A 12,836-nucleotide genomic window follows, 5' to 3' on the forward strand; every position below is an offset into this window, starting at 1 on the left:
CATCAAAAAAGAGTAAACGGCGCGATAACCATAAATTTCACGTCACGCTCATCCTGGAAGATGTTGCCGTAACCGCCGGAGTAACTGGGGATATCGGAGTGGTTGTCATACTGTGTGAAGTGGAGTTTGAACATCGTACCTTTAGCGCGGCCATCCTGCAGGGTGTAGATAGCGTCCAGGCTGTAGGCCGACTCTTTCAGACGGTAGTTCGGATCGTACCAGGCATCCGGTGAGGCCATCCTGGCGGGTTTTGCATCCCAGGCATAGGCGTAAGAAGCCCCCACCGTGAAACCAGGCAGATTCCAGTTTTGCAAATCATACATTGCACCGATGAACAGCGCTTTTTCACCGTTGGCGTTAAAGTCAGAGCGGTTATCCCACCAGACATCCAGGCGACCGTTAGAGGAGGCGTAAGTCGGTGTCATACGTTGCAGAAAGTAGCCCTGCTGACCATCGGCTTTAACCCAGGTCCCTTCCAGACGGAGATCAACCTGCCCAACCTTGTAACCAAAGGTCAGCGCCTGCAACCATGCGGTGCCGTCATAGATATCATTTACCCCGCCATCGCTGACTTTATCGCGGGTGCCATAAAACTGATAACTGGTAGAGAATGGGTTGCCTGCCAGATCAAATCTGTAGCTGGCTTTTGCGAAGTACTGATCGACATACCCTTGTGCCTGGCCAAATGCGGCCTCAAGCATAAAGTTATTTTTGAAGTCATATTTCGCGCCAATGGAGTGCAGATAGTCGACTTTGGTTTTTTTATCGTTCTGATAAAACTTATCCATTTCGATATGCCACGGCGCTTTGTACTCATTGGTCCACATGTATGAGAAGCTCAGCGCACCCGCATCGCCGTAGTCGAGATTCGCCCCTGCTTCGGCCCCCTGATAGGTGCCCGGCATAAAACTCCAGTGCGGTGCGAGCAAAGTTTGCCCGGTTGGCTGAATGTAGCCGGCGCGCGCCCATACCGGGCCGGTTTTGAATTTGGCGGCGGCTTTGTACAGGCTGATACCGCTTTTATCACCCGACCAGTCTTCTTTGTAGGCTTTATTGCTGGAAGAGAATGCGATTTCGTTCGGATGCGCACTGTCGCCATTTTCTGCCATTTCAATGGCGGTAAAAGCGGCGATATCCAGGCCGAACATATCTGCCGCGTAACCAGACTGAAAATCCAGACTGCCATTCCAGGTGGAATGCGAAAGGTTGGTTTTATATTTATCGGTCAGTACATCTTTACGGTCACGCTCACGCTGCCAGTAATAAATTCCCCCGGTGAGCGTGGAATCATCGATAAAGCCTGCGGCATGCACTTCCGAAGAGAGTGTCCAGCCCGACATTGCTGTGACACCGGCGATAGCCAGCGCCAGCGCACTACGTTTGCCACTAAAAGTACGCATGAGTATTCCTTCTTGACGGATATAAAACATCGCCGAATATGGCGAAGAAAAAAACACCAATGAGTGTAGGTAGTTAGCAAATACCCCCGAATTAACTACCGTCTTTAGACTATTTTTCGCGACGCGAATTATCAATGCCTTTTAATGGCAGAAATGCAAGATTATGACGAAGAGCACATAAATAGACGCATTTTGTAATATGTGACAGCATCAATAACATTTGATATTTTTTATTTATTTATTAATACTTTAAGGATAAATGGTAGCGATTACATATTATAAAATTACGAAAAAAGGCGTTATCATCCCTGCATATGAGGGAATAAATGGTCAATCTCGAGATACATTAATTCGCGACGCGAATGTTAATGGAGAGTAACATGCTAATCGCTAAGCAAAAAAAAACGCCGCAGGAGGCGGCGTTTAAGCAGGATTGTTCGTGATTGACCAGATCAGTCGCCGATTTTAGCCCAGGTATCACGCAGGCCAACGGTGCGGTTAAACACGGGTTTGGACGCGGTTGCGTGGCGGCTGTCGAGGCAGAAATAGCCCTCACGCTCAAACTGGTACGCTTTACCCGCTTCTGCGGCTTTCAGCGACGGCTCTGCGTAACCCTGTTTGATCACCAGCGATTCCGGATTGATAGTGGCCAGGAAATCCTCTGCGCCACCCGGGTTCGGAATACTGAACAGGCGATCGTAAAGACGGATTTCAACCGGCATAGCATGTTGTGCGCTTACCCAGTGGATCACGCCTTTTACTTTGCGACCGTCTGCCGGATCTTTGCTCAGGGTTTCTGCATCGTATGAACAGAAAATGATGGTGATATTCCCTGCGTCATCTTTTTCGACACGTTCAGCTTTAATCACATAGGCATTGCGCAAGCGCACTTCTTTACCCAGCACCAGGCGTTTGTACTGCTTATTCGCTTCTTCGCGGAAATCGGCACGATCGATCCAGATTTCGCCGCTAAATGGCACATCACGCACGCCCATTTCCGGTTTATTCGGATGGTTAGGCATGGAGACGATTTCGCTGCCACCCTGCGGATAATTCTCGATAACCAGTTTAACCGGGTCGATAACCGCCATCGCACGCGGAGCGTTTTCGTTCAAATCTTCACGAATGCACGATTCCAGCGACGCCATCTCAATGGTGTTGTCCTGTTTTGTCACGCCAATGCGCTTACAGAACTCACGAATGGATGCAGCAGTGTAACCGCGACGACGTAAGCCAGAAATGGTCGGCATACGCGGATCATCCCAGCCTTCAACGTGCTTGTCGGTCACCAACAGATTCAGCTTACGCTTCGACATTACGGTGTATTCCAGATTCAGACGAGAAAACTCGTACTGACGCGGATGAACCGGAATGGTGATATTGTCCAGCACCCAGTCGTAGAGACGACGGTTATCCTGGAACTCCAGCGTACACAGAGAATGAGTAATGCCTTCCAGCGCATCGCTGATGCAGTGGGTAAAGTCATACATCGGGTAGATGCACCACTTGGTACCGGTCTGGTGGTGTTCAGCAAATTTAATACGGTACAACACCGGGTCACGCATGACGATAAACGGTGATGCCATATCAATTTTTGCACGCAGACAGGCTTTCCCTTCTTCGAAGCCACCGGCACGCATTTTTTCGAACAGCGCCAGGTTTTCTTCAACGCTGCGATCGCGGAACGGGCTGTTTTTACCCGGCTGCGTCAGCGTACCGCGGTATTCACGGATCTCATCGGCAGAAAGCTCATCGACATAGGCCAGACCTTTGTTGATCAACTCGATCGCATACTGATGCAGTTGATCGAAGTAATCAGAGGAGTAACAGATGTCACCAGACCAGTTGAAGCCCAACCATTGCACGTCATTTTTGATTGACTCAACGTATTCGATGTCTTCTTTTACCGGGTTTGTGTCATCGAAACGCAGGTTGCACTGCCCCTGGTAATCCTGGGCAATCCCGAAGTTCAGGCAGATGGATTTCGCATGACCAATGTGCAGATAACCATTCGGCTCAGGCGGAAAACGGGTATGGACGGTGGTGTGCTTACCACTGGCCAGATCTTCATCAATGATCTGGCGAATAAAGTTAGTCGGGCGGGCTTCAGCCTCACTCATCACGGGTTCCTCAAAGCGTAAACAACATATAACGGTGCATGATCTAATAAGCGGGCGCAGGAAACAACCTTTACTTATACAAATCAGCGATCCCTGCTGGAAAGGTCATCAGCGTCTGCTTTAGCATCAGGACAGCGCTCCGTTTGCCCGGTAGATGCAAGGATCAACGGACTGCGGATCGCCTCACCAACGCCGCTACGGGGGGTATAGCCCGGCGCTTCAATGCACCAGCTCCAGCGATAAAAGTTGGTGCCGTGGATAAAGAAAATGATCTTCTCCCACCGGGATTTTTTTTCGACGTGGATATGCCCTTGCGCATCCGACTGGAATTGTTCCGGCGGGGGGAAATACCCCGGCGGAGAACGTCCAGTACGCACCCACAGGGTGGCATTGGGGATCGGCTCCCCCTCTCGATTGCGCACATCGACATCGTAGCCAGGGCGAATGGTGGCATAGCGCGGAATACAACCACTCAGTATTAAAATGGCGCACAGAGAAAAAAAGATCCGTTTCATCATCAACCTCCATAAGAGAGGCACGAGTATGGCACTGATTGAGATTGGGGTAAAAAAAAGCGGCGAGGTTTTCCCCGCCGCTTAAGGCATTAATGCTGACTCAGGAGCAACTACTTGCCTTTAATTTCATACAGAGATGTCTGACCGGCCACAACGTGACCCTGCGCTTTCATCACCAGGCCGGAGAAGTCGTCAATATTGCTGACCACGACCGGGCTAATCATTGAACGTGCGTTGGCGTTAAGGTACACCAGATCCATCTCGAGGATCGGTTGACCCGCAGCCACTTCGGCCCCTTCTTCAACCAGGCGAGAGAAGCCCTGACCACCCAGTGCGACAGTGTCGATACCCATGTGGACCACAATCTCTGCGCCCTTCTCTGTTTCCAGGCAAAATGCATGATTTGTGTTGAAGATTTTTACAATGGTGCCCGCAGCTGGAGAAACCACGACATTTTCCGTTGGTTTTACCGCCACGCCATCACCCACTGCTTTGCTGGCAAAGGCTTCATCCGGAACCTGATCCAGTGCCACCAGTTCACCCGTTACCGGCGATACCAATTCAGCGATGGTGGTCGCGTTCGGTACCGCCTGAGGCTTTACCGACGCCACCGGCGCTGCAGGTGCACCTGCCTTGTCTGCTGCAGGCACATCACCTGCGGTTTTCATCGCATCGGCGATTTTTTCCGCCACGAAGCCCACAATAATCTGTACGCCGGTTTTGTTAAGACGGATCACGCCGGAAGCGCCAAGACGTTTCGCCATGGATTCATTTACCAGCGAGGAGTCTTTTACTGTTAAACGCAGGCGGGTAATACAGGCATCAATACCGGTCAGGTTATCGGAGCCGCCAATGGCAGCAATGTACTGACGCGCCAGGCCTTTCATATCCTGCTCGCTGTTCACGCTGACATTCACGTCCTGACCATCGGCCTCATCACCCGCCACCGCCAGTTCACGCCCGGGCGTCAGCAGGTTGAATTTGGTAATGGTGAAACGGAAGATCACATAGTAAATAACGAAGAACACCAGGCCCTGCGGGATCAGCATCCACCAGTGCGTCGCCAACGGGTTACGCGAGGACAGCACCATATCCACCAGACCGGCGCTGAAACCAAAACCAGCAATCCACTGCATGCTCGCGGCGATAAAGACGGAGATACCGGTCAGTACCGCATGGATCACATACAGCACCGGTGCGACGAACATAAAGGAGAATTCCAGCGGCTCGGTAATACCGGTGAAGAAAGCGGCGAACGCCCCGGCCATCATGATACCCAGCACTTTGGCTTTATTTTCCGGACGTGCGCAGTGGTAAATCGCCAGCGCAGCGCCAGGCAGACCGAACATCATGATTGGGAAGAAGCCCGCCTGATAACGCCCCGTGATCCCCACAACCGCTTTCCCGGCTTCGATAGACTGCGCGCCGCCAAGGAAATTAGGAATATCGTTGATACCCGCCACGTCAAACCAGAATACGGAGTTCAGCGCATGGTGCAGACCGACCGGGATCAGCAGACGGTTGAAGAAGGCGTAAACGCCAGCGCCAATTGAACCCAGTTTCTGAATATGTTCACCAAAGCCCACCAGTCCGCTAAAGACTACCGGCCAGATGAACATCATGATGAACGCCACTACGATCATCACAAACGAGGTGAGGATCGGCACCAGGCGGCGACCGCTGAAGAAGGAGAGCGCTTTCGGCAGCTCAACGCTGCTAAAGCGGTTATAAAGTTCCGCCGCAATAATCCCCACCAGAATACCAACAAACTGGTTTTTGATTTTGCCAAACGCCGCCGGAACCTGATCAGCAGGAATTTTTTGGATCATGGCAACCGCAGCAGGCGAACAGAGCGTGGTCAGTACCAGGAAACCCACAAAACCCGCCAGCGCCGCAGCACCGTCTTTATCTTTTGACATACCGTAAGCGACACCCACCGCAAACAGCACGCCCATATTGTCGATAATGGCAGAGCCGGACTGGATAAAGAACGCCGCCAGTGCATTTTCGCCACCCCAGCCAACCGGGTCGATCCAGTACCCGACCCCCATCAAAATTGCTGCTGCAGGCAGCGTGGCCACGGGCACCATCAGTGCGCGGCCAATCTTTTGCAGATAACCTAAAATACTCACTTTTATTCCCCCTATGAACCCGACGAGAGCTCACTGAAACAGTCGTTTTTTATTGTGTAACTAACCTGAAATCACGGCTATTTTCGCACTACACTGCAGAGTGTGTGAAAAATTAATTCGCCTCGCAAATTAAATACGTACTTTTTGTGATAAAAATCACTAAGTATCGTCAATAACCCTCCTTTACACTGGCAAACGAGCAAAACTTATTTTAAGATTCAAAATATCAAGATGGATTGCTTCCTTCTCTGTCACGAAACCAGGTTAGGCTTAACGCTGAGCTCGCATGCATTCCGTCACTGTTTTTCATTTAACTTTCAGAGGTGAATAATGAGACTGATTCCACTGGCGACAGCAGAACAAGTCGGCAAATGGGCAGCCCGCCATATCGTTAACCGCATCAACGCGTTCAAACCGACCGCGGATCGCCCGTTTGTACTTGGCCTGCCGACTGGCGGTACGCCTCTTACTGCATACAAAGCGTTAGTTGAAATGCACAAAGCGGGCCAGGTTAGCTTCCAGCATGTCGTCACGTTTAACATGGACGAATATGTCGGCCTGCCGAAAACGCATCCGGAAAGCTACTACAGCTTTATGCATCGCAATTTCTTCGATCACGTTGATATTCCGGCTGAAAATATTAACCTGTTGGATGGTAACGCGCCGGATATTGACGCAGAGTGCCGCCGTTACGAAGAAAAAATCCGCGCTTACGGTAAAATTCATCTGTTTATGGGCGGCGTGGGCAACGATGGTCATATCGCATTTAACGAACCGGCCTCTTCCCTGGCGTCTCGCACGCGTATTAAAACGCTGACCCATGACACCCGCGTGGCGAACTCACGTTTCTTTGATGGCGATGTCAACCAGGTACCAAAATATGCCCTGACCGTGGGCGTTGGTACTCTGCTGGATGCCGAAGAAGTCATGATCCTGGTGCTGGGCGGCGTTAAAGCGCAAGCGCTGCAAGCGGCCGTCGAAGGCAATGTAAATCATATGTGGACTATCAGTTGTCTGCAGTTGCACCCGAAAGCGGTGATTGTCTGTGATGAACCGTCCACCATGGAACTGAAAGTAAAAACGCTCAAATACTTTAACGAGTTAGAAGCAGAAAACATTAAAGGTTTGTAATTCAGTTACCGCTTCACGAGGGGAAAATCGTGAAGCGGCCTCATTTGTTACCGGGGGTCTTATGTATGCTTTAACCCATTGCCGGATCTATACCGGCCATGAAATCCTGGATGATCACGCGTTAGTGATCGCCGATGGCCTGATTGATCGCCTCTGCCCGCTGGCCGAGCTGCCTGCCGGTATTGAACAACGCTCGCTTAATGGCGCCATTCTTGCCCCCGGTTTTATTGATGTTCAGCTAAACGGCTGCGGCGGCGTGCAATTCAACGATACGGCTGAAGCCGTGACCGTGAAGACGCTGGAAATCATGCAGAAAGCCAATGAGAAATCGGGCTGTACCAGCTATCTGCCAACGCTGATCACCACCAGCGATGTGTTGATGAAACAGGGCGTGCAGGTCATGCGCGACTACCTGGCCAAATACCCGAACCAGGCACTGGGCCTTCACCTGGAAGGGCCGTGGCTGAACATTGTGAAAAAAGGCACCCACAATCCGGAATTCGTGCGTAAACCGGATCCGGCGCTGGTCGACTTCCTGTGTCAAAACGCCGATGTGATCACCAAAGTGACGCTGGCACCGGAAATGGCAGGCGAAGCAGTGATTCGCCAACTGGCAACTGCGGGCATTGTGGTGTCCGCCGGGCATTCCAATGCCACGCTGAAAGAGGCCAAAGCCGGTTTCCGCGCCGGGATTACTTTTGCCACCCACCTTTATAACGCCATGCCATACATTACGGGTCGTGAGCCGGGACTTGCCGGCGCCGTGCTCGATGATGCGGATGTTTATTGCGGCATTATTGCAGATGGTCTGCATGTCGATTACGTTAATATTCGTAACGCTAAGCGTCTGAAAGGCGACAAACTTTGCCTGGTGACAGATGCGACAGCGCCTGCGGGTGCAGATATTGACCAGTTCATTTTTGCTGGTAAAACAATATACTACCGTAATGGACTGTGTGTGGATGAAAACGGAACGCTGAGCGGTTCCTCCCTGACGATGATTGAAGGGGTGCGTAACCTGGTGGAACATGTTGGCATTGCGCTGGACGAAGCGCTGCGCATGGCAACCCTCTACCCCGCTCGCGCAATTGGCGTTGCCAGTTCGCTTGGCAGCCTTGCTGCCGGTAAAGTCGCGAATCTGACCGCATTCACACACGAGTATAAAATCATCAAGACCATCGTTAATGGTAACGAGGTCGTCACTGAGTAAATAAACGGTATGACATCAGGCGGACAAGCTCAAATCGGTAACGTTGACCTCGTTAAACAGCTTAACAGCGCGGCGGTTTACCGCCTGATCGACCAGCATGGGCCTATTTCGCGCATTCAGATTGCCGAACAAAGCCAGCTTGCTCCCGCCAGCGTGACAAAAATCACGCGTCAACTGATTGAACGCGGACTGATCAAAGAAGTCGATCAGCAGGCCTCCACCGGAGGCCGCCGCGCCATCTCCATTGTCACCGAAACCCGCAACTTCCAGGCGATTGGCGTACGGCTTGGCCGCTACGACACAACCCTGACGCTGTACGATTTGAGCGCAAAGGTGCTGGCGGAGGAGCATTATCCGCTGCCGGAACGCACGCAGGAAACACTGGAACATGCGCTGCTTAACACCATCAGCCTGTTTATTGAGTCCTGCCAGCGTAAAATCCGTGAACTGATAGCCATTTCCGTGATCCTGCCGGGGCTGGTGGATCCTGAAAGTGGCGTCATCCGTTACATGCCGCATATCCAGGTCGAAAACTGGGGGCTGGTGGATGCGCTGGAAAAACAGTTCAAACTCACCTGTTTTGTCGGTCATGACATTCGCAGTCTTGCGCTGGCAGAGCACTACTTTGGGGCAAGTCAGGATTGCGAAGACTCCATTCTGGTGCGCGTCCACCGTGGTACCGGTGCCGGGATTATCTCTAATGGCCGCATTTTTATTGGCCGCAACGGTAACGTAGGCGAGATCGGTCATATTCAGGTGGAGCCGCTGGGTGAACGCTGCCACTGCGGTAACTTCGGTTGCCTTGAAACCATTGCCGCCAACGCGGCGATTGAGCAGCGGGTGCGCCATCTGCTTGAACAGGGCTACCAGAGTCGCCTCACGCTTGACGACTGCTCCATCAAAGCTATTTGTAAAGCAGCCAATAAAGGCGATGCGCTGGCGTGCGAAGTCATTGAACACGTCGGTCGCCATTTGGGCAAAACCATTGCCATCGCTATCAACTTGTTTAATCCGCAAAAAGTGGTGATTGCCGGGGAAATTATCGAAGCAGAGAAAGTACTACTGCCAGCTATTGAAGGCTGCATTAATACGCAGGTTCTGAAAGCGTTTCGCAAAAACCTGCCGGTGGTGCGCTCAACGCTGGATCATCGCTCTGCCATCGGCGCATTTGCGCTGGTAAAGCGCGCTATGCTGAACGGTCTGCTGCTGCAACGTTTGCTGGAAAGCTAACAGCGTTTATAGTTAACACTTATTTTTTATCCGGACAGTCCATGACCATTCAGAATGTAATCTGTGATATTGATGGCGTGCTGATGCACGACAATGTTGCCGTTCCCGGCGCAGCAGAATTTGTGACCCGTATCCTCGAGAAAGGGATGCCGCTTGTGCTGTTAACCAATTATCCGTCGCAAACCGGCCAGGATTTGGCGAACCGTTTCGCCTCTGCCGGGATCGATGTGCCCGCCAGCGCGTTTTATACATCGGCGATGGCAACGGCAGACTTTTTGAAACGTCAGGAAGGGAAAAAAGCCTACGTGGTGGGTGAAGGCGCACTGATTCACGAGCTGTATAAAGCCGGCTTTACCATTACCGATATCAACCCCGATTTCGTGATCGTGGGTGAAACGCGCTCCTATAACTGGGAAATGATGCATAAGGCCGCCTTCTTTGTGGCAAACGGTGCACGTTTTATCGCCACCAACCCGGACACACACGGGCGCGGCTACTATCCGGCGTGCGGGGCGCTCTGTGCGGGCATTGAGAAGATCTCCGGGCGTCAGCCGTTTTACGTTGGTAAACCCAGCCCGTGGATTATCCGCGCGGCGCTCAATACCATGCAGGCGCATTCAGAGCAGACGGTCATAGTTGGCGATAACCTGCGCACCGATATTCTGGCTGGCTTTCAGGCCGGTCTGGAGACAATCCTTGTGCTATCGGGTGTATCGCGACTCGACGATGTCGACAGCATGCCGTTTCGTCCCTCATGGATTTACCCCTCTGTCGCTGAAATCGACGTTATTTAATCCCGACCACGCCTTTTGGCGTGGTTTCTCTTTTTACCCCTGATAAAAAATAGAGCATTCAATAAAAAGCGAGATTTTTTGATAATTCATCAATAATGCTGCGCAACAGGTGCTCTTTTTTCAGCATTCCACAATCGCGATTGCGCTTTTTGATTTCCCGACGGTAAAACGCTTGCACCCCCCCGCCCTTTACGGCATTTTTGAAGGCACGCGATAAGACAAAGCGATGACGCAACGTCTGCAACCCCACAACACTGCATGCCCTGAAAGGTTAACGGAGAAGTCTATGTGTTCAATTTTTGGCGTACTGGATATTAAAACCGACGCGGTAGAGTTACGTAAAAAAGCGCTGGAATTATCCCGCCTGATGCGCCACCGCGGCCCGGACTGGTCCGGCGTTTATGCAAGCGACAAAGCAATCCTGGCCCATGAACGTCTCTCCATTGTTGATGTTAACGCCGGTGCTCAGCCGCTCTACAACGAGAAAAAAACACATGCGCTGGCAGTCAACGGGGAGATCTACAACCATCAGGCTCTGCGCGCTGAGTATGGCGACCGTTATGCCTTCCAGACTGGCTCCGACTGCGAAGTGATCCTCGCGCTGTATCAGGAAAAAGGCCCGGCTTTCCTGGACGATCTGCAAGGTATGTTCGCCTTCGCCCTGTATGACAGCGAACAAGACGCTTACCTGATTGGCCGCGATCATATCGGCATTATCCCGCTCTATATGGGGCATGATGAGCACGGCAACTTCTATGTCGCGTCTGAAATGAAAGCGCTGGTTCCGGTTTGCCGTACCATTAAAGAGTTCCCGGCCGGCAGCTACCTGTGGAGCAAAGACGGGGAAATCCGTTCTTATTACCAGCGTGACTGGTTTGACTACGATGCGGTGAAAGACAATGTCACCGATAAAGCAGAACTGCGCCAGGCGCTGGAAGACGCCGTTAAAAGCCATCTGATGTCGGACGTGCCTTACGGTGTGCTGCTTTCTGGCGGTCTGGATTCATCGGTTATCTCCGCGATTACCAAAAAATTCGCTGCGCGTCGCGTTGAAGATCAGGAACGTTCGGAAGCCTGGTGGCCGCAGTTACACTCCTTTGCCGTTGGCCTGAAAGGCGCGCCGGATCTGAAAGCCGCCCAGGAAGTGGCAAACCACCTTGGTACTGTGCACCATGAAATTCATTTCACCGTGCAGGAAGGCCTGGACGCGATCCGCGATGTGATTTATCACATCGAAACCTATGATGTGACTACCATTCGCGCCTCAACGCCGATGTATCTGATGTCCCGTAAGATCAAAGCGATGGGCATCAAAATGGTGCTCTCGGGCGAAGGGTCTGATGAAGTATTTGGCGGCTATCTCTATTTCCATAAAGCGCCGGATGCTAAAGAACTGCATGAAGAAACCGTGCGTAAATTGCAGGCTCTGCACATGTTTGACTGCGCCCGCGCCAACAAAGCGATGTCGGCCTGGGGTGTGGAAGCGCGTGTCCCGTTCCTGGATAAGAAATTCCTCGATGTGGCTATGCGCATCAACCCGCAGGATAAAATGTGTGGCAGCAACGGTAAGATGGAAAAACACATTTTGCGTGAATGCTTCGAATCCTATTTACCGGCAAGCGTAGCGTGGCGCCAGAAAGAGCAGTTCTCCGACGGGGTGGGTTACAGCTGGATCGACACGCTGAAAGAAGTAGCGGCACAGCAGGTTACTGACCAGCAACTGGCTACCGCCAGCTACCGCTTCCCGTACAACACGCCAGCTTCCAAAGAGGCGTATCTGTACCGTGAAGTGTTTGAGGAGCTGTTCCCGGTGCCAAGCGCTGCAGAATGCGTGCCTGGCGGCCCATCTGTCGCTTGTTCGTCGGCCAAAGCGTTCGAATGGGATGAAGCCTTCAAAACCATGAACGATCCGTCAGGCCGCGCAGTGGGTATTCACCAGTCGGCTTACTGATAAACAGTGGTTATGCGTACAGGTCCTGCGGGGCCTGTATTTTTTTGTGTCTCTGATTTAATGCATAAAATCGTTTTTTGCTGAATAAAGCGTCATGCTGTTCGCAACCTAACCAAACAGTCACATTCCGGCAATTTTCGATGAAAAAGGTATTGACGCTGTAAGGCCCAATACGCATAATGCGCCCCGCAACGCCGATAAGGTAACGCGAAAAAAGATGGCTACGTAGCTCAGCTGGTTAGAGCACAGCACTCATAATGCTGGGGTCACAGGTTCGATTCCCGTCGTAGCCACCATCTTTTTTGCGGGAGTGGCGAAATTGGTAGACGCACCAGATTTAGGTTCTGGCGCCG

At 51.9% G+C, this 12,836-nt stretch carries 9 protein-coding genes and 1 tRNA gene; 6 read left to right on the forward strand and 4 right to left on the reverse strand.

What is annotated here, in order from left to right; translation table 11 throughout:
* Positions 1 to 2: 2 nt before the first annotated feature.
* The 4 genes from chiP to nagE form a co-directional block, all read right to left on the reverse strand.
* Positions 3 to 1,400, reverse strand: a complete 1,398-nt coding sequence (gene chiP / locus RTX30_RS21310) for a chitoporin ChiP (RefSeq protein WP_312692602.1) — start codon at positions 1,398 to 1,400, stop codon at positions 3 to 5.
* A 452-nt stretch (positions 1,401 to 1,852) separates the two neighbouring features.
* Positions 1,853 to 3,520, reverse strand: a complete 1,668-nt coding sequence (gene glnS / locus RTX30_RS21315; protein ID WP_312692604.1) for a glutamine--tRNA ligase — start codon at positions 3,518 to 3,520, stop codon at positions 1,853 to 1,855.
* Between the two features lie 83 nt (positions 3,521 to 3,603).
* A complete protein-coding gene (locus tag RTX30_RS21320; protein ID WP_409429839.1) occupies positions 3,604 to 4,035 on the reverse strand; it encodes a membrane lipoprotein lipid attachment site-containing protein in 432 nt (143 codons plus the stop codon).
* Between the two features lie 110 nt (positions 4,036 to 4,145).
* Complete coding sequence (gene nagE / locus RTX30_RS21325; RefSeq protein WP_312692608.1) at positions 4,146 to 6,167, reverse strand: N-acetylglucosamine-specific PTS transporter subunit IIBC; 2,022 nt, start codon at positions 6,165 to 6,167, stop codon at positions 4,146 to 4,148.
* 330 nt (positions 6,168 to 6,497) lie between these two features.
* Between nagE and nagB the strand changes: the two genes are divergently transcribed.
* The 6 genes from nagB to RTX30_RS21355 all read left to right on the forward strand — a co-directional run bounded on the left by nagB (position 6,498) and on the right by RTX30_RS21355 (position 12,779).
* Entirely contained in the window at positions 6,498 to 7,298 is an 801-nt protein-coding gene (gene nagB / locus RTX30_RS21330) for a glucosamine-6-phosphate deaminase (protein WP_312692610.1), read from the forward strand.
* A 61-nt stretch (positions 7,299 to 7,359) separates the two neighbouring features.
* Entirely contained in the window at positions 7,360 to 8,508 is a 1,149-nt protein-coding gene (gene nagA / locus RTX30_RS21335) for an N-acetylglucosamine-6-phosphate deacetylase (RefSeq protein WP_312692612.1), read from the forward strand.
* Between the two features lie 9 nt (positions 8,509 to 8,517).
* Positions 8,518 to 9,738 (forward strand): N-acetylglucosamine repressor, encoded by a 1,221-nt coding sequence (locus RTX30_RS21340; protein WP_312692614.1) that lies wholly within the window; start codon positions 8,518 to 8,520, stop codon positions 9,736 to 9,738.
* A gap of 41 nt (positions 9,739 to 9,779) precedes the next feature.
* Positions 9,780 to 10,532: an HAD-IIA family hydrolase gene (locus tag RTX30_RS21345; protein WP_061494460.1), complete on the forward strand. Its 753-nt coding sequence runs from the start codon at positions 9,780 to 9,782 to the stop codon at positions 10,530 to 10,532.
* Positions 10,533 to 10,818: 286 nt separating this feature from the next.
* A complete protein-coding gene (gene asnB, locus RTX30_RS21350) occupies positions 10,819 to 12,483 on the forward strand; it encodes an asparagine synthase B (protein ID WP_312692621.1) in 1,665 nt (554 codons plus the stop codon).
* Positions 12,484 to 12,702: 219 nt separating this feature from the next.
* Positions 12,703 to 12,779: transfer RNA gene (locus tag RTX30_RS21355), tRNA-Met, on the forward strand.
* Positions 12,780 to 12,836 lie beyond the last annotated feature (57 nt).

Source organism: Kosakonia sp. (assembly GCF_032052965.1).
Taxonomy (GTDB): domain Bacteria; phylum Pseudomonadota; class Gammaproteobacteria; order Enterobacterales; family Enterobacteriaceae; genus Kosakonia.

Excerpts from the sequence above, each read along its gene's own strand:
- chiP (WP_312692602.1), bottom strand. The coding sequence starts at position 1,400 with ATGCGTACTTTTAGTGGCAAACGTAGTGCGCTGGCGCTGGCTATCGCC.
- glnS (WP_312692604.1), bottom strand. The coding sequence starts at position 3,520 with ATGAGTGAGGCTGAAGCCCGCCCGACTAACTTTATTCGCCAGATCATT.
- RTX30_RS21320 (WP_409429839.1), bottom strand. The coding sequence starts at position 4,035 with ATGAAACGGATCTTTTTTTCTCTGTGCGCCATTTTAATACTGAGTGGT.
- nagB (WP_312692610.1), top strand. The coding sequence starts at position 6,498 with ATGAGACTGATTCCACTGGCGACAGCAGAACAAGTCGGCAAATGGGCA.
- nagA (WP_312692612.1), top strand. The coding sequence starts at position 7,360 with ATGTATGCTTTAACCCATTGCCGGATCTATACCGGCCATGAAATCCTG.
- RTX30_RS21340 (WP_312692614.1), top strand. The coding sequence starts at position 8,518 with ATGACATCAGGCGGACAAGCTCAAATCGGTAACGTTGACCTCGTTAAA.
- RTX30_RS21345 (WP_061494460.1), top strand. The coding sequence starts at position 9,780 with ATGACCATTCAGAATGTAATCTGTGATATTGATGGCGTGCTGATGCAC.
- asnB (WP_312692621.1), top strand. The coding sequence starts at position 10,819 with ATGTGTTCAATTTTTGGCGTACTGGATATTAAAACCGACGCGGTAGAG.